20 protein-coding genes and 2 pseudogenes are annotated in these 23,506 nt (G+C 34.9%); 17 read left to right on the top strand and 5 right to left on the bottom strand.

The window, feature by feature from the left end; genetic code table 11:
- Window positions 1-49 precede the first annotated feature (49 nt).
- The 6 genes and pseudogenes from KPL75_RS02345 (at window position 50) to KPL75_RS02320 (ending at window position 5,543) form a co-directional block, all read left to right on the top strand.
- The gene (locus KPL75_RS02345; protein ID WP_219919250.1) at window positions 50-379 is read left to right on the top strand and encodes a hypothetical protein; all 330 of its coding nucleotides are present in this window, start codon (window positions 50-52) and stop codon (window positions 377-379) included.
- 8 nt (window positions 380-387) lie between these two features.
- Window positions 388-1,500 (top strand): annotated as a pseudogene (locus KPL75_RS02340) (aminopeptidase).
- 69 nt (window positions 1,501-1,569) lie between these two features.
- The gene (locus tag KPL75_RS02335) at window positions 1,570-1,983 is read left to right on the top strand and encodes a DUF6892 domain-containing protein (RefSeq protein ID WP_219919249.1); all 414 of its coding nucleotides are present in this window, start codon (window positions 1,570-1,572) and stop codon (window positions 1,981-1,983) included.
- A 302-nt stretch (window positions 1,984-2,285) separates the two neighbouring features.
- Window positions 2,286-3,518 carry a DUF4073 domain-containing protein gene (locus KPL75_RS02330; RefSeq protein ID WP_219919248.1) on the top strand — a complete coding sequence of 411 codons (1,233 nt, stop codon included), beginning with the start codon at window positions 2,286-2,288 and terminating at the stop codon, window positions 3,516-3,518.
- Window positions 3,519-3,756: 238 nt separating this feature from the next.
- Complete coding sequence (locus tag KPL75_RS02325; protein WP_219919247.1) at window positions 3,757-4,752, top strand: D-cysteate sulfo-lyase; 996 nt, start codon at window positions 3,757-3,759, stop codon at window positions 4,750-4,752.
- A 137-nt stretch (window positions 4,753-4,889) separates the two neighbouring features.
- On the top strand, window positions 4,890-5,543 hold the full coding sequence (locus KPL75_RS02320) for a class I SAM-dependent methyltransferase (RefSeq protein WP_219919246.1): 654 nt from the start codon (window positions 4,890-4,892) through the stop codon (window positions 5,541-5,543).
- A gap of 90 nt (window positions 5,544-5,633) precedes the next feature.
- On the opposite strand, the gene KPL75_RS02315 is transcribed toward KPL75_RS02320, so the two are convergent.
- Complete coding sequence (locus tag KPL75_RS02315) at window positions 5,634-6,236, bottom strand: hypothetical protein (protein ID WP_219919245.1); 603 nt, start codon at window positions 6,234-6,236, stop codon at window positions 5,634-5,636.
- A 925-nt stretch (window positions 6,237-7,161) separates the two neighbouring features.
- Here KPL75_RS02315 and KPL75_RS02310 point away from each other — a divergent pair.
- On the top strand, window positions 7,162-8,640 hold the full coding sequence (locus tag KPL75_RS02310; RefSeq protein WP_219919244.1) for a DHA2 family efflux MFS transporter permease subunit: 1,479 nt from the start codon (window positions 7,162-7,164) through the stop codon (window positions 8,638-8,640).
- A 265-nt stretch (window positions 8,641-8,905) separates the two neighbouring features.
- Here KPL75_RS02310 and KPL75_RS02305 read toward each other — a convergent pair whose 3' ends face one another.
- Entirely contained in the window at window positions 8,906-9,763 is an 858-nt protein-coding gene (locus KPL75_RS02305; RefSeq protein ID WP_219919243.1) for a PhzF family phenazine biosynthesis protein, read from the bottom strand.
- A gap of 794 nt (window positions 9,764-10,557) precedes the next feature.
- On the opposite strand from KPL75_RS02305, the gene cypD reads away from it, so the two are divergent.
- The 4 genes from cypD to KPL75_RS02285 all read left to right on the top strand — a co-directional run bounded on the left by cypD (window position 10,558) and on the right by KPL75_RS02285 (window position 15,605).
- Entirely contained in the window at window positions 10,558-13,755 is a 3,198-nt protein-coding gene (gene cypD, locus KPL75_RS02300) for a bifunctional P-450/NADPH--P450 reductase (RefSeq protein ID WP_219921053.1), read from the top strand.
- 367 nt (window positions 13,756-14,122) lie between these two features.
- The gene (locus tag KPL75_RS02295) at window positions 14,123-14,284 is read left to right on the top strand and encodes a hypothetical protein (protein ID WP_219919242.1); all 162 of its coding nucleotides are present in this window, start codon (window positions 14,123-14,125) and stop codon (window positions 14,282-14,284) included.
- A 464-nt stretch (window positions 14,285-14,748) separates the two neighbouring features.
- The gene (locus KPL75_RS02290) at window positions 14,749-15,147 is read left to right on the top strand and encodes a DUF1259 domain-containing protein (protein ID WP_219919241.1); all 399 of its coding nucleotides are present in this window, start codon (window positions 14,749-14,751) and stop codon (window positions 15,145-15,147) included.
- A 125-nt stretch (window positions 15,148-15,272) separates the two neighbouring features.
- Window positions 15,273-15,605 carry a DoxX family protein gene (locus KPL75_RS02285; protein ID WP_219919240.1) on the top strand — a complete coding sequence of 111 codons (333 nt, stop codon included), beginning with the start codon at window positions 15,273-15,275 and terminating at the stop codon, window positions 15,603-15,605.
- Between the two features lie 225 nt (window positions 15,606-15,830).
- On the opposite strand, the gene KPL75_RS02280 is transcribed toward KPL75_RS02285, so the two are convergent.
- A complete protein-coding gene (locus KPL75_RS02280) occupies window positions 15,831-16,103 on the bottom strand; it encodes an HU family DNA-binding protein (protein WP_219919239.1) in 273 nt (90 codons plus the stop codon).
- A gap of 482 nt (window positions 16,104-16,585) precedes the next feature.
- On the opposite strand from KPL75_RS02280, the gene KPL75_RS02275 reads away from it, so the two are divergent.
- The 4 genes and pseudogenes from KPL75_RS02275 to KPL75_RS02260 all read left to right on the top strand — a co-directional run bounded on the left by KPL75_RS02275 (window position 16,586) and on the right by KPL75_RS02260 (window position 20,171).
- Window positions 16,586-18,031 carry a L,D-transpeptidase family protein gene (locus KPL75_RS02275; protein WP_219919238.1) on the top strand — a complete coding sequence of 482 codons (1,446 nt, stop codon included), beginning with the start codon at window positions 16,586-16,588 and terminating at the stop codon, window positions 18,029-18,031.
- A 333-nt stretch (window positions 18,032-18,364) separates the two neighbouring features.
- Window positions 18,365-19,213, top strand: coding sequence for a DUF2935 domain-containing protein (locus tag KPL75_RS02270; RefSeq protein ID WP_002146788.1), 849 nt, complete (start codon window positions 18,365-18,367; stop codon window positions 19,211-19,213).
- A gap of 105 nt (window positions 19,214-19,318) precedes the next feature.
- Window positions 19,319-19,531, top strand: a pseudogene (locus tag KPL75_RS02265) (zinc ribbon domain-containing protein); the annotation flags it as partial.
- 424 nt (window positions 19,532-19,955) lie between these two features.
- Window positions 19,956-20,171: a hypothetical protein gene (locus KPL75_RS02260; RefSeq protein WP_001104095.1), complete on the top strand. Its 216-nt coding sequence runs from the start codon at window positions 19,956-19,958 to the stop codon at window positions 20,169-20,171.
- Window positions 20,172-20,461: 290 nt separating this feature from the next.
- On the opposite strand, the gene KPL75_RS02255 is transcribed toward KPL75_RS02260, so the two are convergent.
- Both KPL75_RS02255 and KPL75_RS02250 read right to left on the bottom strand, forming a co-directional pair.
- Complete coding sequence (locus KPL75_RS02255) at window positions 20,462-20,785, bottom strand: PepSY domain-containing protein (RefSeq protein ID WP_219919237.1); 324 nt, start codon at window positions 20,783-20,785, stop codon at window positions 20,462-20,464.
- A gap of 20 nt (window positions 20,786-20,805) precedes the next feature.
- A complete protein-coding gene (locus tag KPL75_RS02250) occupies window positions 20,806-21,276 on the bottom strand; it encodes a hypothetical protein (RefSeq protein WP_219919236.1) in 471 nt (156 codons plus the stop codon).
- A gap of 176 nt (window positions 21,277-21,452) precedes the next feature.
- Between KPL75_RS02250 and KPL75_RS02245 the strand changes: the two genes are divergently transcribed.
- Both KPL75_RS02245 and KPL75_RS02240 read left to right on the top strand, forming a co-directional pair.
- Window positions 21,453-22,127, top strand: coding sequence for a response regulator transcription factor (locus KPL75_RS02245; RefSeq protein WP_219919235.1), 675 nt, complete (start codon window positions 21,453-21,455; stop codon window positions 22,125-22,127).
- Window positions 22,124-23,491 (top strand): sensor histidine kinase, encoded by a 1,368-nt coding sequence (locus tag KPL75_RS02240; protein ID WP_219919234.1) that lies wholly within the window; start codon window positions 22,124-22,126, stop codon window positions 23,489-23,491. The genes KPL75_RS02245 and KPL75_RS02240 overlap by 4 nt, the downstream gene beginning before the upstream one ends.
- Window positions 23,492-23,506 lie beyond the last annotated feature (15 nt).

Below are 23,506 nucleotides of genomic sequence, written 5' to 3'. Positions count from 1 at the left end.
CGATGGAAAATATAATTATAAGTATATTGCTATTGGAAGGCGGGGAATTATGAAAAATTATATAAGTGTTTATATAGGAGTAGTTGCAGCTATAAGCATTTTTGTACTTTCAATAGTTTTCCTTTATTTTAACCCTTATAGTGATCAAACACTTACCCAAGAAACCTTTATTACGTTTTTTTTCATGTTCTTATTTCCTGCTTTTTTAGCAGTTATTGCAGCATTTATTAGGAAAAAGATTTTCATGATTGTTTGTAACATTTGGTTGTTACCAGGAACTCTTTATTTAGGTGTAGCAACGATTCCAAGTATTTGGAATTTGTATATTGTATTTCTAATTGTTTATTTTTTATCTATTGTTTGGATGAAAAAGGGGTGAAGAGTTTAATGAGAAGAGAATTATCTAAATTAGCAGATATACTAGTCAACCATTCTACTAAAGTGCAGCCTGGTGATCAAGTGTTGATCCAAAGTGTTACAGAAATAGATCCCGCAGTCGTTCGTGAAATTATTAAGTCAGTGGAAAAAGCAGGGGGATATGCACATGTATCAATGCGCGACGTTTCTGTTACGAGGCAATTAATTTTGTCTGGATCTGAAGAATAATTTAAATTATTAGCAGATTGGGAATGTTATCGCTTAAGTAAGATGCAAGTGTATATTAATCTTCGTAGTCCTAGGAATGCATACGAATTAGCGGATGTACCATCAGAAAAAATGAAATTATATCAAAAGATATTTGGAAAAGCTCATAGTGAAGCAGTGTATAAAACAAGATGGGTGACAACTCGAATTCCGAATGCAGCTTCTGCGCAAGAAGCGAATATGAGTACTGAGGCTTATGAAAAATTTTATTTTGATGTATGTACGCTAGATTATAATAAGATGTCGAAAGCAATGGATCCGTTAAAAGAATTAATGGAAAAGACAAAAGAAGTAAGGATTATTGGAGAAGGTACGGAGTTGAATTTTTCAATTAAAGGAATTGGTGTTTTAAAGGGGGATGGTACGGATAATATCCCTGATGGTGAAATATATACAGCACCTGTCAAAGACTCAGTAAATGGATTAATCTCATTTAACACAGTATCTGTTCAACAAGGTTATGCGTTTCAAAATATTAAGTTACATATGAAGCATGGAAAAATAATAGAGGCATATGCAAACGATGCAGAGCGAATCAATCGAATTCTTGATACGGACGAGGGAGCAAGATATATTGGAGAGTTTGCGCTGGCGTTTAACCCTTACATACTATATCCGATGAATAATACGTTATTTGATGAAAAAATAAATGGTAGTTTTCATCTAGCGATTGGAGATTCGTTGCAAGGTGCAGATAATGGGAATACGTCAGCGATACATTGGGACTTAGTACATATTCAAAGACCAGAGTATGGCGGTGGTGAAATTTGGTTTGATGATGTACTAATTAGAAAAGATGGGGATTTTGTTTTGTCAGAGCTGTTAGGATTAAATGAAGAGAATTTAAAAAGGTAAAGTGCTTTTTGGAAGTTGTGTAAAGGAGATTAAAACCCTAGGACAGGGGCAATATAGGAGGAAGTTAAAATGGGAAAGAGTGAAATGTTTCAAGATTTTAATTTTAAATTAGTGGTAATTGAATCTTTATTAGATAAAGAGCCACTATTTCTAAAAGAATTGAAAGACTTAATAGATAAGCATACGAATAATTCTGAATGGTATTCAGGAGCTGGGCCAATTGTTGAAATCAGAGATTTTTTAGAAGAGTTAACTTTGGAAATAAGTGATTTGGAAAAGGTTGAATCCCTTTGCTTTGATGGTGGTAATGAAATTTATCATATTTTAAAGCCTGATTGGGACGGTGAAGACAGTTTATTTGATGTTATATCTGTTGAAGGATTTCAAAATCTAAAAAATTTAAAAACAGTGGAATATATTTCAATGTGTTACCTGAAAGTATTAGAACCATTAAAACAAGCTGGAATAGAAATTGAGGATTAATGAAGAGAATTTAAAATGGTCAAGTACTTTATTGAAATTGTGTAAAGGAAATTAAAACACAACATATTAAACGAATTGATTTATCGTATAAATTTACATTCAGTTAATATTAGTAGGTTAATAGAAAAATTAGTGTTAATTGTTGAATGGGGCGTGTAAAAAAGACAAAATCTCTTAAAAAACACTTAAATTTTTGCTCCATTAATCTTTACAATCTCTCTCTATAATGTGAATTGGACAAGCATCTAAGAGAAAGTAGAACATGTCAGTTTATACATTTTATTATTAGGGGGAGAATTTGTATGAAAAAGGCAGTTGCTTCATTAGCTTTTATGGCAGCGTTATTATCGACATTTTCAGTACATGCGGAAGGGAAAGAGCAAGTCCGAAAGTCAGCTACAACTTTTAACGTTATTAGTGATATTCAAGGGGATTTAGGGGATTTTGATCATGTGTTAAAAGATATGAACAAAGTGATGCCACTTTCTAGAGCGCTTATTATGAATGGGGATATAACATCAACTGGACAGCAGTCACAATATGATGATGTTAAGCGTGTATTAAACAAAAATAAGGTCCCGGAAAATGTATGGTCAACAGTTGGAAATCATGAATTTTATGCTGGTAAATGGACGGCTGATGGGAAACTTTCTCAAAATACATGGCCAAATGGTGTAACTGAGGAAACTTTATTTAACCGCTATCTGAAATTTAGTGGACAGGAAAAGGTATATCATAAAAAAGAATTAGACGGTTATCCGCTTCTATTTTTAGGAACTGAAAAATATATGAAATACCACGATTCAAAAATGTGGGACGAAGTATATATGAGTGATGAGCAACTAGGTTGGTTAAAACAAAATTTAGAAGAGTACAGCCAAAAAGATAAAAATAAACCAATTTTCATTTTCTCTCATCACGTTTTACCTGATACTGTGTCTGGATCAAGGCAATCACCATATTTACAAGACTATTTAAACGTTGATAAATTGTACGATATATTAAAAGACTATCCGCAGGTCGTTTTCTTTACGAGTCATACGCATTGGGATTTAAACTTACCGGATTGGGCTGGTAAAAAGAAGATTGCAGGTGGAGATGAAAAAGGATTTACAGTTGTAAATACGGGCGGAATTGAAACGGGCTGGATGTCAGCTGGACCAAATGGCGGAGAGAAACCTGCTCCGGATGGATATTCATTTAAACAAGGACTACAAATAAAAGCATACGGTAACGATGTAATCGTAACAGCTTACGATTATAAACGTGATAAAGATATTAAAAAATTATTAATTAGCGATTCGAAAGTTGCACAAATGGCACCAAATGTTACAGCAGATGACAGTAAAAACGTAATCGTCGGTGCAACAGAATACATGGAGTATTCTATAGAAGGAACGAATGAGTGGCATACGTATAATCCAGGGAATCCTCCGAAATTTGATGGGGACAAAATTGTATACGTACGCCATAAAGGCGAAATGAATTTACAGCCGGGATTAACGCAGCTACTTCGTTTTTCGGTAAATAAGTAATTGGAAAGGGCCTACTTTTTAATGAGTGGTCCTTTTCGGTTTTGTCGGTAAGTCGATATATTTGAAAAATCGCTCGTATAAATTTCATGTACCGAATTGAAGTGATAAAAGCGTAAATGCAATTTCATGTACTAAATTCCAATACATTTTTAACCCAGAAAGGTGACTTCATCATTTTTACATGTAATAATAGTATCGTTACATACATTGTGAAAGAAGTACAAAAGGAGCGTTATTTATGAATTTAGCTAAATTCCCGAGAAAAAAATATACAGAATCATATACACCGATTGAAAAATTAAACAATTTTTCTGAAGTACTTGGTGGGCCAACTATTTATTTTAAAAGAGATGATTTACTTGGTTTAACAGCTGGTGGTAATAAGACGAGAAAGTTAGAGTTTCTAGTTGCGGATGCACAGGAAAAAGTTGCAGATACGTTAATTACAGCTGGTGGTATTCAGTCCAATCATTGCCGCTTAACACTTGCAGCTGCGGTAAAAGAAAAAATGAAGTGTATCCTTGTGTTAGAAGAAGGACTTGAGCCAGAAGAGAAGCGAGACTTTAACGGAAACTATTTCTTATATCATTTACTAGGTGCTGAAAATGTAATTGTCGTACCAAACGGAGCAGATCTTATGGAAGAGATGCATAAAGTTGCGAAAGAAGTAAGTGAGAAAGGTAATACACCATATGTAATACCAGTTGGTGGATCAAATCCTACTGGTGCAATGGGATACGTTGCTTGTGCGCAAGAAATTATGGCGCAATCATTCGATCAAGGAATTGATTTCAGCTCAGTTGTTTGCGTAAGTGGTAGCGCGGGTATGCACGCTGGTTTAATTACTGGATTTGCTGGAACACAAAGTAATATCCCTGTAATCGGAATCAACGTAAGTAGAGGAAAAGCAGAGCAAGAAGAGAAAGTAGCAAAACTTGTAGAGGAAACGTCAGCTCACGTTGGTATTCCAAACTTTATCCCGCGCGAAGCTGTTACATGTTTTGATGAATATGTAGGGCCGGGTTACGCGCTACCAACGCCAGAAATGGTGGAAGCTGTTCAATTACTTGCGAAAACAGAAGGTATTTTACTTGATCCAGTGTATACAGGTAAAGCAGTAGCGGGACTAATCGACTTAATTAGAAAAGGTACATTTAATAAAGAAGAAAACATTTTATTCGTACATTCAGGTGGTTCACCAGCTTTATATGCGAATACATCATTATTTGCGTAAGTGTAAAAAGCATTGGGTATCCAATGCTTTTTGTTTTGAATTAACATTGAAATTTGATACAATTTCGTGAATATGCGATGTTTTTTCAACGTTTATTAGTAAACAACGATATACATGTTTATAAAGGAGATTGAACTATGACAGAATTTTGGGAAGCGAGTTTTATAGAAAATCAAATGATGTGGGGATTTGAAGCTTCAGACTCCGCAATTTTGACGAAGGACTTTTTCCTTGAAAAGAAAGTGAAGGATATATTGATTCCTGGTATTGGATATGGAAGAAATGCAAAGGTTTTTATTGATAACGGAATAGGTGTAACAGGTATTGAAATTTCTAAAACAGCGATTGAACTGGCAAGGGAAAATGAACTTAATGCTGATTTCTTCCATGGTTCAGTAACTGATATGCCATTTGATAGCAAACTGTATGACGGTATATTTTGTTATGCACTGATTCATTTATTGAATGAGGATGAGAGGGAGAAGTTTATTAAAGATTGCTATAACCAATTAAAACCAAACGGATATATGATTTTTACTACTATTTCAAAAGAAGCCCCAATGTTTGGAAAGGGCAAACAACTGGGTAAAGACTACTTCGAGATAATGGAAGGGGTAAAAATGTATTTCTATGATATTGACTCGGTAAAACAAGACTTTGGAAAATATGGACTGATAGAAACTACGGAAATTGTTGAGCCACATAAGAATGCGGAAAATAAGCCTCCATTTAAATTTATAATGATCAAGTGTCAAAAAAACTTTAATTACATAATAGAAACACCGAAATAGAAGCGAAAGCTGTGGTATATCAAATTTGGATTAGTTCTAGTAAGTATAAAGCAGAAGTAATGGCGGGAGATAATCGGTATGCTCAATTAACTAAAAGAAGAACTTGCCCATGCCAATTAGACTACTAATCATTCCTATTCCATTCATGGTGCTTTTTCCTACTGTAAGTAAGTTTCCAAACATTCCCGGCTGGCCGTTACCTCCGTTATTCCCCCATCCCATGGGATTTACCTGTCCTCCCCAGCCTGTAGGGTTTCCAAAAACACCCCAGTTATTGGTACTAAAATTAAAAGGCTTGGCTGGCGGTGATAGCAAAGCGGTAAGATGCCCTTGTGCGAACATCCCCGTATGATTGAATGGGTGGGCCCAAGGAAAGAGGGATTTTTGAAAATTGAAACCTGCATGGCCGGCTAATGGAGCCCAACTAGCAGGATGTCCTTGGGGCATCATCCCCGCATAATTGTTTGGCTGGCCCCAAGAGAAGGGGGAGGTTTGGGAATTGAAACCAGTATAATCGGCTGATGAATTCCAGCCAACCGGATAGACTCGATAACTCCAATTCTCAGGAATCCCAAGACCATTTATTCCCTCAGCTTTAGTTATTTGGGGCTGTGAATATAATGATGCCATTGAAATTTGGTTATTATATAGTTGCCCGTTCCCCTTTGAATTCAAATACCAATATTGGTGCATACGCTTATTCCCCTCACTTTAAAAATGTAATGTTAGACTTAGCCTATGTAATATTCCTTTTTATGGATGGTTAAATAACTAGATCTACAAGCCCATATTTAAAGGAATGTGTGCGTGGACTTGTTGATTTATTATCAAGAGAAGGAAAAAAACCTAAACGACAAACTTTGTGAAGAAAGTTCATTCGTTTGTTCGTAATTTTTTCATAGAGTCTTGCAATTTGTAATCTAATTATCTTTTGATTGTTTAGAACCTTTTTTTTTGCGTAACAAAGACTTTTTTAAAGGTTAATCTATTTTCAGTTTTTCTCACCCATTTAGGAATTTCGTATGATAAGAAAACTTTTTTATAAAGAAATGCTTATTTCTTGTAAGTTAAATAGCTTATTTTTCATTTAACATTTCCGACGTTAAGGACAAGCAATGAATTATCAAATAGCCAACAGCACTAATTGCTATAAGAATGAAAAGAATAAGTTCTAGTGTAACAGGTATTTTATCTAATCCTAATCCCTTAATTTGGGTTTTTATATAACGATTCTAGTATATATAGACTTATCGACATTTCCACTTTCAATTACCAAAGATTCTAGGTTCTTGACTTATTTTAGAAGGGTATTTTCAATTGCTTCTTTTGTTTATTTCAGCCCTAATTTAATTTCGGTTATAACGCAGTATAGCGTCTCCTTTTGTCATTTTCAAAACAAGCTCATTTATACATTCATTCAAAATCTTATTTAAATGTTTATAAAGGTTTAGTCAATGAAGAAGATTTAAAATGTTATGTTGAGAAAATGGAATTGCTAAAAAGAGAATATCTATTTGAAGAGTTTGGCAAAATACTGCGAGGGTAAAGTATTCTTGTACAGATATGCAAACGATTTAAACTAATCAATGAAATTTATAATGAAGGAGCAAACAAATATATGAGTGAAACATTACATAAAAGAAACCCACCATATTTAATGCTTGTAATTCTTTTTATTGGGGCATTTGTTTCATTTCTAAATAACTCGCTTTTAAATGTAGCTTTGCCATCAATAATGAAAGATTTAGACATTAAAGATTATTCAACGATTCAGTGGCTTTCTACAGGGTATATGCTTGTTAGTGGTATATTAATTCCAGCATCAGCATTTTTAATAACCCGCTTCTCAAATAGGAGCTTATTTATTACATCCATGATAATTTTTATTCTTGGTACTGCCTTAGCGGCTTTAGCGCCGAACTTTGGTTTATTACTTACTGGCCGGATGGTTCAAGCAGCAGGTTCTTCAGTCATGGGGCCTTTGTTAATGAATATTATGCTAGTAAGCTTCCCAAGAGAAAAACGGGGAACAGCAATGGGGATTTTTGGATTAGTTATGATTACAGCTCCAGCAATTGGACCGACACTATCAGGTTATATTGTAGAGTATTATGACTGGCGTTTGCTTTTTGAAATGATTTTACCGTTAGCGATTATTAGCTTACTGTTAGGGATTTGGAAATCTGAGAATGTCATGAAACAAAACAAAAATGCAAAACTTGATTATCTCTCATTACTATTATCTTCTATCGGTTTTGGCGGTTTGTTATATGGATTCAGTTCTGCAAGCTCAGGTGGTTGGACGGATACAGTTGTCTTAACAACCTTAATCATAGGCGCTATTGCCCTAATTGCTTTCGTTATCCGTCAATTAAAAATGAATGAGCCGTTATTGGATTTACGTGTTTACAAGTACCCAATGTTTGCACTTGCGTCTGTAATTGCAATTGTCAACGCTGTGGCCATGTTTTCAGGTATGATTTTAACACCAGCTTATGTACAAAACGTCCGTGGCATTTCGCCGCTGAACTCTGGGCTGATGATGCTTCCGGGTGCGGTAATAATGGGGGTTATGTCACCAATCACAGGTAAACTATTTGATAAATATGGCCCTCGGCTTCTTGGCATAGTAGGACTTTCCATTACAGCTGTTTCAACTTATATGTTGGCAAACCTGCAAATTGACTCTAGTCACACACATATTATTCTTATTTACACACTGCGGATGTTTGGGATGGCAATGGTGATGATGCCACTTATGACAAACGGTCTTAATCAATTGCCAACTCGCTTAAATCCGCACGGTACGGCTGTTAATAATACAGCTCAACAAGTGTCCGGTTCGATTGGTACTGCTATTCTTGTTACGATTATGAATTCTGTAACAACAACAAAAGCTGAAAGTCTAATGTCTGATGTAGATCCAACAACCTTCACAGAAACTACGAAGGCAATATTAACTCAGAAGGCTTTATTATCCGGAATTCAATATTCATTCTATGTAGCGCTTGGCATGAATGTTGTTGCACTACTATTAGTTTTTTTCGTCAAACGTGTAGATACAAGCGCGGAAGCTGTCGAGAGGTTAAATCGGTAGAGAAAAATAAAACTCTAGATAATGATTCCTACAAGTTTTTGCTGATTAGTTAGACTATGAAGAAATGCAAATTTCTGCTGCTAAGGCGCCAGTATTTAAAGCTGGAAAAGAACCAGTGAAATAATTACATATAGTAAAAAGGATCTGATATTCATATCAGATCCTTTCAGATTGAAGATAAACATATTGTTCAATTAAATCATGTGTTTGTTTTTTTATCTATTTCTCTATCCAGCTCAACTTTTTTATTCGGTTTTTTTTATTTTCACTCAATATTTTCTACATGTAAACATTTAGTTTCACAGTAATAGCCTTTGCCGCCAACATAAACTTTTTCTATTTCATTCTTGCTATTGGTTGCTAATTTAACTAATATTTCGGAAGGTGAGTGTAAAGAATAACCTTGTTCAAATACATAGACTTCTTTTTGCGAGTAGTGCTGTTCATAAAGGTAGCAAGCTAATGCACCGTTTGAAGTTCCAGTCGCTGCTTCTTCATTGATGTCGTATAGTGGAGCAAAATTTCTACATATAATTCGATTGTCATTAAAAGTATATAGATGCATCCCGATAACATTATAATACTTGCTGATTTCTTTAATTTTTTCAAAATTAGGCTGCAGTGCATGTAATTGTGTTTCGCTTTTTATAGGAATTAAAATATCTTTTAAGCCCGTGGAGACAATTTGAATTGGGTATGTATTGTCTATAGCTTTAGTGTCAAAACAGTCGATGAACTCGTTTGGAGATACAACATCATAGAATATCGGTTTGTTTTGTTCCATGAATATCATGTCATCTTTTATGGTAATAGTAAGAACACCGCTGTTCGTTTCAATCGTATAGCGATTCCTGAAAAGTTTATTTAAATGCATCAGTATCGCGAAAGAGCCAATTGTGGCATGACCACATAAATCAACTTCTTCTTTTGGTGTAAAATACTCAAATTTATAATCAGCAATTTCAGATTCTGATATAAATGCGGTTTCCGCATAGCCCAGTTGTTTGGCTATTGCCATTTTTTGAGTAGTGGTCAATGTATTCTCAATAAATACCACTCCTGCTTTGTTTCCGCCTTTATGATCCTTGCTAAATGCACTTGCAACATAAACGGATATTTTCATAAGACACCTGCCTTCCTCACTCATAGTAAATTGTAGCATAGAAAGCACTACGTATAAATGTTGTTGGATAAATTTGCTATAAAGCAAGAGGCAAACTTTTTTTTAGCATCTGAACTCTCCAAAAATAGTTTGACTAGACATTAGAAACTATTGACTTTCCAAATACTACAATCTTAAGCTCATCAACTTCTTTGTTTTGGGTATTCGCTTTTCTTAGCTTGACGGATATGTAGTGCAACTGTAGCTGCAAAATAAAGTTTGATCAAAATATGTGGAGAGTTTTTAGGTTGAATTTGATTTATAAAAAAGATGAATCAAAATGAGCGTTTTATAAACAAATACAAGAGCGGACATCCGTTTGCAATTTCTCATAAACATTAATAATTTTAGATGATCTTTTAACATCAACATTATAATAATTTGCTTCATTTTAAGTTAGTATTTTTTCTGCAAGTTACAAATCTAATAGCCAACAACCAAAATAGATTACCAACCTTATACGCAATATCATAATCATGAATAGTTAGGGAAAAGATAAAATAAGGTAGTCAATTACATATCTTTATCCCAGGCGATTCATTGCTATCTTCTCTTTATTGAATGGGATATTTTATCCCGCATTAACGGGCAGTAAGACCCCCACCTCAAAATTCAGCGGAAGCAAAGAAGTTAGGTGGGGGATCAACTGCCCGTAAAAGCCCGATTGGTTCAACTAATAATCAGTGGGGGATGAACAAAACCCCCACTGATTAAAGTTTCACTTTATTTCATGCTTTTTTGAAAGGGTGTCTTTAATGGAAAAAAAAGTATCTGCCATTCCTCAGCCGAAAACATATGGACCGCTGGGTAATCTCCCATTAATCGATAAAGATAAACCGACTCTATCGTTTATTAAGCTGGCGGAAGAGTATGGTCCCATTTTTCGAATTCAAACTCTAAGTGATGCCATAATTGTCGTTTCCGGACATGAACTGGTAGCAGAAGTCTGTGACGAAACACGGTTCGATAAAAGTATAGATGGTGCTTTAGCAAAGGTTCGTGCCTTTGCTGGGGATGGATTATTTACAAGTGAGACTCACGAGCCTAACTGGAAAAAAGCTCATAATATTTTGATGCCTACATTCAGCCAACGGGCAATGAAAGATTACCATGCTATGATGGTCGATATTGCCGTACAACTCGTTCAAAAATGGGCACGACTTAATCCGAATGAAAATGTGGATGTTCCGGAGGATATGACCCGCCTTACATTGGATACAATTGGTCTATGTGGATTTAATTACCGATTTAATAGCTTTTATCGTGAGACCCCTCATCCTTTTATCACTAGTATGAGCCGTGCTCTAGATGAGGCGATGCACCAATTACAGCGACTGGATATAGAAGACAAACTCATGTGGAGAACGAAACGTCAATTTCAGCATGATATTCAATCCATGTTTTCTTTAGTAGATAATATTATTGCTGAACGTAAAAGTAATGGAAATCAGGAAGAAAATGATTTACTTTCCCGTATGTTAAATGTGCAGGATCCGGAAACTGGTGAAAAATTAGACGATGAAAATATTCGTTTCCAAATTATCACCTTTTTAATAGCTGGGCATGAGACAACAAGTGGATTGTTATCTTTTGCAATCTACTTTTTACTAAAGAATCCGGATAAATTGAAAAAAGCCTATGAAGAAGTAGATCGGGTTTTGACAGATCATACTCCAACATACCAACAAGTTATGAAACTTAAGTATATACGGATGATTTTAAATGAATCGCTACGTCTATGGCCTACTGCTCCAGCATTCAGTCTCTATGCAAAAGAAGATACAATGATTGGTGGGAAATACCCAATTAAGAAAGGAGAAGATCGTATTTCTGTTCTTATTCCACAGCTACATAGGGATAAAGACGCATGGGGAGACAATGTGGAAGAATTCCAACCTGAACGATTTGAAGAGCCGGATAAGGTTCCTCATCATGCTTATAAGCCATTTGGAAATGGTCAACGAGCATGTATCGGTATGCAGTTTGCACTTCATGAAGCCACTCTCGTAATGGGAATGCTTCTTCAACATTTTGAATTAATCGATTATAAAGACTATCAGCTGGACGTAAAACAAACATTAACGCTAAAGCCCGGTGATTTTAAGATTAGGATCCTACCCCGAAATCAAACTATCAGCCATCCTACTGTCCTTGCACCTATAGAGGAGAAGCTGAAAGAACATGAAATCAAGCAGCAAGTTCAGAAGACTCCTTCTATTATTGGAGCCGATAATCTTTCGCTTCTTGTTCTGTATGGCTCGGATACAGGGGTAGCAGAAGGTATTGCAAGAGAACTAGCAGATACAGCTAGTTTAGAAGGTGTTCAAACGGAAGTGGTAGCTCTTAATGATCGAATTGGAAGTCTGCCAAAAGAAGGAGCAGTTCTTATTGTAACTTCTTCTTATAATGGAAAGCCGCCAAGTAATGCGGGGCAGTTTGTGCAGTGGTTGGAGGAATTAAAACCGGATGAGCTAAAAGGTGTTCAATACGCAGTTTTTGGTTGTGGAGATCATAATTGGGCTAGTACCTATCAACGGATTCCAAGATACATTGATGAGCAAATGGCTCAAAAAGGAGCAACAAGATTTTCTACACGTGGAGAAGCGGATGCAAGTGGTGATTTCGAGGAACAACTCGAGCAATGGAAACAAAGCATGTGGTCTGATGCGATGAAGGCATTTGGATTAGAACTCAACAAAAATGTGGAGAAAGAGCGTAGTACTTTGAGTCTACAATTCGTCAGTCGTCTTGGGGGATCTCCTCTTGCGCGGACATATGAAGCAGTTTATGCATCTGTACTGGGAAATCGTGAACTCCAATTATCTAGCAGTGATAGAAGCACTCGACATATCGAGATATCTTTGCCAGAAGGTGCTACCTATCAAGAAGGAGACCACCTTGGGGTGCTGCCAAGTAATAGCCAGAAAAATGTCAACCGAGTTTTAAAACGCTTTGGATTAAACGGGAAAGATCAAGTTATACTGAGCGCAAGTGGGCGCAGTGTAAATCACTTACCTTTGGAAAGTCCTATTAGTTTATTTGACCTTCTTAGTTATAGTGTTGAAGTTCAGGAAGCAGCCACTCGAGCACAAATACGGGAATTGGTGACATTCACAGCTTGTCCTCCTCATAAAAAGGAATTGGAATCATTATTGGAAGAAGGAGTTTATTATGAACAAATATTTAAAAAACGTATTTCGATGTTGGATCTTCTTGAAAAGTATGAGGCTTGTGAACTCCGATTTGAACGCTTTTTAGAACTTCTTCCTGCGCTCAAACCGCGTTACTATTCTATTTCAAGCTCTCCACTCGTTGCACAGGATCGTCTGAGTATTACGGTCGGTGTTGTTAATGCACCTGCATGGAGTGAACAAGGGACATATGAAGGAGTTGCTTCTAATTATTTAGCTCAGCGTAATAATAAAGATGAGATTATCTGTTTCATTCGAACACCACAATCAAACTTTCAATTACCTGAAGATCCAGAAACACCAATTATCATGGTTGGACCAGGTACTGGAATTGCACCATTCCGTGGATTCTTACAAGCGCGTCGTGTTCAAAAGCAAAAAGGTATTAACTTAGGACAAGCGCATCTATATTTCGGTTGTCGTCATCCTGAAAAGGATTATCTCTATCGTACAGAACTGGAAAATGATGAAAGAGATGGATTAATCTCTTTACACACAGCTTTTTCTCGCTTAGAAGGATATCCAAAAACATATGTACAGCATTTAATAAAACAAGATAGAACCAATTTAATTTCGTTATTAGATAATGGAGCTCATCTTTATATATGTGGTGATGGAAGTAAAATGGCTCCGGATGTAGAGGATACCCTTTGTCAAGCATATCAAGAAATTCATGAAGTCAGTGAAAAAGAGGCAAGGAATTGGTTGGATCATTTGCAACATGAAGGGCGATATGGAAAAGATGTTTGGACTGGAATATAAAGTATTCTTAATTAGATAAGTAATACTTAACTAATGAACTTCTTTTGACTAAGTGTTACTTATACAAAATAAATTTATTTATGAAAATCCCGTATTCTTTATGGAATACGGGATTTTCCTGTTTTAAATAAGCTGGACTGATAATGTTGCCGTTGTCATAAAATTCACTTGCTTACAAGCTTCCAACACCATTGTTTTTCTTCGCAAATTCTTGTCCAATTGCTTGTGCAATTATAAAAAACGAAACCAAAACAAATAGTTGTCTATATACTTCGTAACCACACCATTAAAGCGTTCCATCCATTCATATGCAAGAAAGTTTAGTTAGCTAATAGCATATGTTTTATTGAAAGGGTGTGATTGAATTATGGATCGGCCGAACTGGGGAATTGGAGGGTTAGTATTCGTTGGCTGCATGTTTCTTGGTGGAGGAGTGGGATCTATGTTAGGAAGTGCCCAAACTGGATGGATGATAGGAATGGGTGTTGGATTTCTTGGAATGGCTTTAACGAGACTGATTAGAAAGTAATGGAATAAGGGTTCTTCTTCCAGTGAAAAAGGAAATATGCATGTAAGTAATTACTTACATACGAGCTCTATAATATGTAGTAACGGTACTTATACAAAGCCACTCTCTAACAGAAAGTGGTTCTTTTTGTTGTCGGCTCTGTTAAATTGCATTTTTGATTTTTATGTATTTACCAAAGTAAACTTTTGAATAGAAATTTACTTTCATTTCCACTAAAAGAAAAATGATTTTGAAACATCTCTAAAACGACCAAGCTAGATTCCTTGGATACTATCGATAATAAGATGTTATGTAAATTAAGAATGAATATTATATACATCATTTAGACTCTGGTAACAATTCATATGATCAAAAATAATTTGGCTAATAGATTTCGTTAGTTTGCCATCATCTTTTTGTAACCAAATAGATTCATTACCGTTTCAGACCTATGTATGAATTCATAACCTAACAGTAAAAGGGAGATGATTGAAGGTATGACAATTAATGATGAATCAATTTGTCAACAGTTTGCAAGAATTATCGGCGGTCAAAAAGGATTCGCCGGTGGGAAATGCGTGGTAACAATAAATCGGGATGAAATACAAGCAACAATCTTGGGAAAACGTTTTAGGGTAACAACTTCTTTTTCATTCGAATCAAGAGATAATAAAACTGGACGGGCATTATGTCTAGGCCGGATAGCGCTCTTACAGAAGGAAGTCACTGAATTTGTTGCTACAATTATTAAACAAGGAATAATAGTTTCGTCTATACACAATGAGTGGTTATGTGATGATCCAAATTTGATTTACGTTAATATCGAAGACGTTGATGATCCACTAATTTTCGCAAGAAAAGTCAGAAGAGCGTTATGCAATTAGCTAATATCTTTAGTTAAATAAGTGATTATGTTAATTAGAATATTTCAGAGTGTTGAATGGTATATTTGGAAAATAGATTTAAGTGAATGATTTTATAAAATCAAAGAAGGCGTTCCATATTTGGAATGTCTTTTCCTGGTGTTGTGTTGTTTGTGTTCTTTTTAATGACAGGAACGAAAATTATATCCGGGAAAATGGCAGATGAGTTCAAACGATTTGGTTTACCTTCTTTTTTAAATTTCTTAACTGGAGCTTTTGAGATTGTAGGAGCGATTGGAATGTTGATAGGGATTTGGGTTCCAATACTAGCTTTATTAGCAGGATTATTGTTAGGAGGTACGATGCTTGCAGCTGCACTTACTCTTATTGTATTAGCGAGAGATCCCTTTAAGAAGGCAATACCTGCGCTTGTCTTGTGTGTCCTCAGTTTAGGGATAAGTTTTTATCATATTTTTTAAGCATACTCTAAAATAGTTAAACTCTATGTGTTTTGTAATTATTTTATAGATAGGGGGTGTGAGAACACATGAATGGATTATTATTATTTAACGTCTTAGCGGTACTCATTCATTAGTAGTATTAATGTATTTAGATGAATAATAATTAACCGGACAATGTAGAATCCACTAAATAAAAAACAGGACCTGATGTTCATATATCAGGTCCTGTTTCACTATGTATTATTATTTCACTGCCGCTTTTAATTCTTTTCCAGCCTTAAAAGCAGGTGCCTTTGAGGCAGCAATTTGCATTTCTTCACCTGTTTGTGGGTTACGTCCTGTACGTGCAGATCTTTCACGCACTTCAAATGTACCAAAACCAAGAATCTGTACTTTCTCTTCATTTGCTAGCGCATTTGTTATAGCATCTAATACAGCTTGTGTCGCTGCAGCTGCATCCTTTTGTGTAAGTTCTGCTTTTTCTGCTACTACTTTTGTTAATTCTGTCTTATTCATTTTCTGCACCTCTTTACATATAATTAGGTGATTATTATAACGTGCCTATACTCCTGATGCAATCAAAAATAGTATAAGCATCTCCGTGTAAATCAGGTGTTTTAATATATAAGGGTACCGCCACGTCACTATCAAGCTACCAAAATAAAATCCCGCATAACGAAAAAACGGTATTTTTTCTATCTAGGATGAGTACCGAAGTTCATTTTTAGCGTTTTTGGAGCGACTTGTTCTGTTAGATTGATAGGCATAGAGTGGGAACACTTTTTATAATGATTTATTACTTGTAAGGGACTATTTAGCGTGAATTGAAAAAAATATCTACCATTTTTATGTGTCGTTCTATTAAGAAATCTAAATAAAATCAATTAATTGCGATAAAATCTAGTCAAAAATAATGAAATTTCAGGAAAAATAAGGTACACTAGTCAATGGTTTTGGTTTAAAATCGATTGACGTTAATGTATACGGGGGAAAGATTGATGAACAACAATACAGTAAATGAATCAGTTGAAGAAGTTGATAGAAAACGAGTAAGATCAAGCAAACGTTTTACAAATTGGAAGTTTATCGCAGCGGGCATTGGTATAATTGTACTTCTCATTGGGGGAGTGAGTTATTATCAGGCAACTCACTTTAATTCGAATGTTACGATTAACGACACAAAAGTCGGTGGTTTGAGCGCTGATCAGGCAATACAGAAATTAAAAACATCTGGATTAGCAAACAAAGTCTATGTCGATCAACAACAAATTTTAGATGAAAAAGATACAAAAACGGAACTCACGGAAAAAGATTTGCCTCAAGTTAAGAAACTATTAAAAAGTCAGTGGACATTTTTCCCTTCCTTAAAGGAAAAAAATTATTCATTGCTACCAGAAAAGGCGGATCAGTATCGTAGTGAAACGATGAAAAAACTTGTAGAAGAAAAGCTCGTTTCAATGAATAAAGAATTAAAAGCACCTCAAGATGCTATGGCGAAGCTCGAACAAGGCAAAGTTATTATCTCGAAAAGTGTTGAAGGAAAGCAGTATGACATTACTAATCTACTGAAAGATTATGACAAGCAGAAGTATAAAAGCGAAATTCATCTGAAGTCTACATACATAAAGCCTATTAAAGAAGACGATCCGATTGTCAAAAAAGAGGAGCAAGCACTACAGGATCTTCTTGGGCAGTCCATTGATTATAAAGTGCAGAATGAAGTGTATCCTTTAAAAGCGAAAGATTTAATTCAAAATGCTTCTATGTCAAAGGATATGAAAGTTACAATCGATGCGAGCGACATTAAGAATAAGATTGCTGAAATTAATAATGCTAAATCAACATTAAATAAAGATTTCACATTTAAAACTCATTCTGGTTCGGTTATACAAGTAAAAGGACAAGGCTATGGCTGGGCACTAGATGTTGAAAAAGAAACAAAACAAGTTCAACAAGCCTTTGAGAAAGGCGAAAAATCACTTTCTGCTTCTAATATTCACGGAAATGGGTGGGAGAAGGAAGGGATCGGTTATGAAACAACATCGAATAATGGCATCGGAGACACGTATGCGGAAGTTTCAATTGCAGAGCAACAAATTTGGATTTACAAAGATGGAAAATTAGTAGTTACAACAAATGTAGTAACCGGTAAACATAGCACGAGTGAAGATACATCACCAGGTGTGTGGTACGTCCTATATAAACGAACACCATACACGTTGAAAGGCAGCGCAGTAGGTAAAGCTGATTATGCAGTTAAAGTAGATTACTGGGTTCCATTCACAAATAGCGGTCAAGGATTCCATGATGCTGGCTGGCGAACAAACTGGGCGAATAATGCCTATGTAACAGGGGGATCAGGCGGGTGTGTTAACCTTCTTCCTAATGTTGCAAAAACTGTATATGATAGTTTGAATACTAATGATCCAGTTATTGTGTACTAGAAAATAGCAATTTCGCGTGAAGCGATGTATGTATCTAGAACTTAAATTTAAAAAAGAAGCAGGAAATCGCGAGTGATTTTCTGCTTCTTTTTTATTATTTATACTATGCACTTCTCGTGTGCAGGGGGAGAGTTATAAGAAATACAAAATATAAGCTAGGTACATTTAAACATAAAATGTGGTTATCAAGTCAGAGAAAGGCACCCGATGGTGTCTTTTCTTTATTTCCAAAAGGACCTGCTCAATATCATAATGGATTTTTATTGATGGCATTTATATTTATATTTACTCATAAGAATGGAACTAGCATAGTATTTACTGGGGGGATTAAGAATGAATAGGGATGAAACCTCATTACATCCTGATACGGGTGTTACGTCTGTAATGTTTGTTGAACGATCATTAAATGAAATTCGTTTTTGGTCTAGAATCATGAAGGAACATTCTTTTTTTCTTCGATTGGGGTTTAGATGTGAGGATACCCAACTAATCGAAGAAGCTAATCAATTTTATCGATTGTTTGAACATATCGAACAAATAGCGTATTCCTATACAAATGAAACAGATCCTGGGCAAATAAAAAGATTTAATTCAGAAGTACAACAAGCTGCAACTAATATTTGGGGATTTAAACGAAAAATTCTAGGATTAATTCTCACATGTAAATTGCCAGGGCAAAATAATTTTCCGCTGTTAGTTGACCATACGAGTAGGGAAGCTGATTATTTTAGAAAACGTTTAATTGAATTAAATGAAGGTAAATTAGATGCCCTTCCTGATGCTATTATTAAAGAAAATGTTTTCTTTTTAAGGATTATGGCAGACCATGCTAAATTTATTGGTCATCTTCTTGATCCATCGGAAAGAAAGCTTGTAGATACAGCACGGAATTTCAGCAATGATTTTGATGAATTAATGTATCAAGCAATTGACTTAGAATCTATGAAACCACAATCTCAAACAGTTCCTCTTTTAGATCAATTTTTAGATCAAAATCGTGTGTCAGTCACATCTCTTCGGGATTTTAAGAAAACGGCACGTGATTTAATTGAGCAATGTAAAATAAAGAGTATCATTCATCCATTATTAGCAGACCATGTATTTCGTGAAGCTGATAGGTTTCTTGAAATAATTGATATGTTTGATGCTCATCTTACCAATATTAAATCACAACCTAGATAGTAAAAAATAAGGAAAGATACTATTTTACCTTAAGCTGAGAAGTTAACAATTTATTGTTAGCTTCTTTTCCTTGTGATTTTTAATATTTCCAAGCAATGTAATGAAGCTTACTTAGCATATAAGCTACAAGAACAAGGAAAACAGGATAAGTGATTTCCTTCTACAAAGATGTGTGGCGATTGTAGAAACAAAAAAGAAATGTTACTATCTGAAAGAACATATGAGTGTTCGTGTGGACTAAAAATAAGTCGTGATTATAATGCAGCTATCACTCTCAAACAGGAAGCCATACGCTTATTAGCGCTGGTAATGAAATAGCCTTTGGAACAAGGGAGTTAGCTCGGCTGTTTTAAGACAAGTTCTTTAGCTATCAAAAGTAGCGATGAACCGAGAAGCCCACACTTCAAGTAAGCTCGTAAGAGGTACTAAGTGGTGGGTACTTCACATAACTTTATTAGCCCCTTACACATTATCCAGAAGAAACAAAGTGGAAAGTAATTGAGATGAAAAGAATGGTTATTCAAATCATGCTATTATGGAGAAGCTTGGAATTAAAAATATTAAATAAAATTGACAATGAATATCGTTTTCATTTAATATGAAGTCGTCACATTTAATTGGAGATGATTTTTGTAAAAAAGTCTACTTTTCTATTAATGTAATAGATTCCCATTAAGGTGTCACTTTCAAAAATTATCACTGATTTTTTATGAATTTAAACGTGGGAAGGGATAAAATAAAAATGAACTGGAAAAAAGGCGGGTTATGGATTATTATTTTTTTCATTGTAAAAGGTACGATTTCTACACTTTTACTTGTTACAGGTGCTAAATATTTTAATTTATCATATATGCAACTTTTCGTACTAGTACTGATCTTATTACTGATTTCTCTCATAAGTCGAAAATTGCTTTATAGACATAAACAAAATAAAAAGCAAAAAGAGCTAAATATATAATGAAGCCCCAGAGATCTTTGGATTTCTGGGGTTTTACTTCGACAGTCTTTTTTTAGGGAATAGCACCACATGCATATCGACTTAACAGAACAGGTTGCCCAAAATGATAAAAATGAAGTTCGGTGTTTTAAAAACATGAAATTTCCATTTATAGCGTACGTTAAAGTCTAAGTTTGATAGCGATGTAGCGGGCTCCCTTTTAGAATAGTGGAGTATAAACGTGAAAAAACTCCTAACAAATCTTGTTAGGAGTTTTTTTAAATACGTGATATTTTATTTATCAATATTTTTTAATCTTCATTATCGATTTCTATTACGCCTGTTCTAGCGCTAACTTTTAAAACATTTAATAGATTCTCAGGTGTCTTGATTTCCACTCCATATTCAAATTTAGATTGTGTTAAGTTGTCATCTTCTAATTCGAATTCTTTTTTTACATTAATAATTTCTCCATTTGTATGTGCTAAAGCAATTTCACGAACTTGTTTTTCTGTGTAGTTGTCATTCTTTTTTGCATAATTGTAACCCATACCATAATATCCACCAACAATAGCGATACCAATTACTAAAGTAGAAATTATACTTATAATTATTTTCTTTTTATGTTTTAACATTTTCATCCACTCCTTAATGATTAATCATCTATTCCAAATCTTGCTTCAAGTGCATTTTCTGCGTGCTCTAATTGATCTTCAAGTATATCTTGTTCTCTTTCTTGTATTTGATATTGTTCAACAGTTATCGTTCCAGCGTGATAACCTGCTTCTAGCTGATCATCAGATAGATCTATCTTGTCATCTAATTGGTCAATTTCTTTTTTTGCTACTAAGTACGTATTTAAGTTATCTTCTTTTGCTCCAACTGGTTTCGTGTTATTTGCCTTTTCTACAATAGATGTGACTTCGTTTTTGAAATCTTGTGTTTGCTTAGTATCATTCATAGCAGGCCCTGTTTTGTGTGGTTCTTTTTGTAGTTGAGCAACTTCTTTTTGTAATTTATCATTTTCCACTTTCAGTTGTTGTATTTCTGTATCGTTATCAGTTTGAGTAGAACAAGCTGTTAAGAATAAACAAGACATTGCTCCAATTATTATCCAGTTTCTCATCATGTTTTCCTCCCTTTAATTGAGCGCCTTATCCTTGTCTTTATATTACTGAATAAACATTAAAGGAAGATTAATGTACAAAAAAATAAAATGATATAATTAAATAGTTTCTAATCTTTCTTTAATGTTTTGGAATTATAGTGATACATATAAATAAGAAGAAAAGGAGAATGTTAATGCGAGTGCTTATTGTCGAAGATGAACAAGACTTACAAAATATATTGGTAAAACGATTAAATGCAGAATATTATAGTGTCGATGGATGTGGGAGTGGAGAAGATGCCTTGGATTATATAAGCATGGCTACCTACGATTTGATTGTGCTTGACATTATGATTCCCGGAATAGATGGTTTACAAGTATTACAAAGATTACGCGCGGACAATAATACAACTCCTGTCTTGCTTCTTACAGCTAAAGATACAATTGATGATCGCGTAAAAGGACTCGACTTAGGTGCGGACGATTATTTAGTAAAGCCGTTTGCTTTTGATGAATTATTAGCAAGAATTCGAGTGTTGATGCGAAGAAAAAAAGGAAACACATCTAATGTGTTTGAAATTGCGGACCTAGTGGTGGATTGCAATATGCATAAAGTAACAAGGGGAGATCGAGTTATCAATCTTTCCAGTAAAGAATTTGCTATTTTAGAATATATGATTCGTAATAAAGAAGTTGTGTTGACACGAGATAAAATTGAGCAACATGTGTGGAATTACGACTATGAAGGTGGATCGAATATTATTGATGTTTACGTCCGATACCTTCGTAAAAAAATTGATAGCCAGTTTGAAACGAAGTTAATTCATACGGTACGAGGCACTGGTTACGTATTGCGAGTAGAATCATGAAAAGACTATCAATAAAAATGAGAGTAACCCTGTGGTATACGGGGTTAGTTGTAATTATTATGGCACTCGTGTTAGCTTTTATTTTAACTTCTTCAGATAAAGTTGTGCTTTTTAATATGAAAAATCAATTGAAGAGCACAGTAAAAGAAAGTATTGAAGATATCGAATATAAGCATGGGCAGTTAAAGATTGACGAAGATTTTGAAACTTTGGAAGATGGAGTAAATATCCTCATTTATAGTAAGCAAGGTGAGCTGCTGGCAGGAAAAACAGGCTTTAATAAAAAGGTATCGCTTAAATCAGATGAAATACAAACCATTAAAGACGGTAATAAAGAATGGATAGTATATGATTTTCTCTATCATGTAGGCGGCGATGAGCAAGTCTGGGTTCGTGGAATAATGACCATGAATCAATTATCATCAACTATGAATACGATTATATGGGTAACACTCATCACATTTCCATTACTTATTCTCATTGCGGCAGTGGGAGGCTATTTTATTACGAAAAGAGCGTTTCGACCTGTGAAACAAATGAGCGATTCAGCGAGTGAAATTGGTGATGGTAAAGACCTTTCGAAGAGAATTAATTTACAAGGTTCATCGAAAGACGAAATGTATCATTTAGCACAAACCTTTGACAAAATGTTTGAGCGGTTGGAGACATCATTTGAAAGTGAAAAACAATTTACATCTGACGCATCTCATGAATTAAGAACACCAACATCTGTTATTATTTCGCAATGCGAATACGCCTTATCGCAGAGGCATAATCCGAAAGAAATGGAAGAATCGTTAGAAGTAATTTTAAGGCAATCGAGTAAAATGTCCTCGTTAATCTCACAACTCTTATTATTAGCACGAGTTGACCAAGGAAAGCATGATACTTTTCAATTTGAATGTATCAATATGAGTGAATTAACGGAAATCGTTGTAGAAGAGCTTTTATTAATGGTTCAAGAAGCTTCGATTGATATAACAACAAATATAGAGGAAGACCTGTTTATTAAAGCAGATCAAACATTGATGATGCGTTTATTAATGAATTTACTAACGAATGCGATTGCTTATAGCAAAGCGGATGGCATTGTGAATATGCAACTGTTCCGTGATGAAACCAACATAATAGGTAAAGTCTCCGATAAGGGCATAGGCATCAGCGAGCAACATATTGCGAAAATATGGGAACGCTTCTATCGAGTTGATGCAGCACGAACATCTTCAAACATTGGAAACACAGGTTTAGGATTGTCGATGGTAAAATGGATTGTCGAACTACACGGAGGAGAAATTACCGTTGAAAGTGAATTAGGGGAAGGTAGTACTTTTACATTTAAACTACCAATTGAAAAACGAACATAATGTATGATCGGTCTG

Origin of the sequence: Bacillus sp. NP247 (assembly GCF_018966865.1) — a bacterium.
Lineage (GTDB): Bacteria > Bacillota > Bacilli > Bacillales > Bacillaceae_G > Bacillus_A.
The sequence above is the reverse complement of the archived record's forward strand: the minus strand, read 5'-3'. Positions and strand labels throughout refer to the sequence as shown.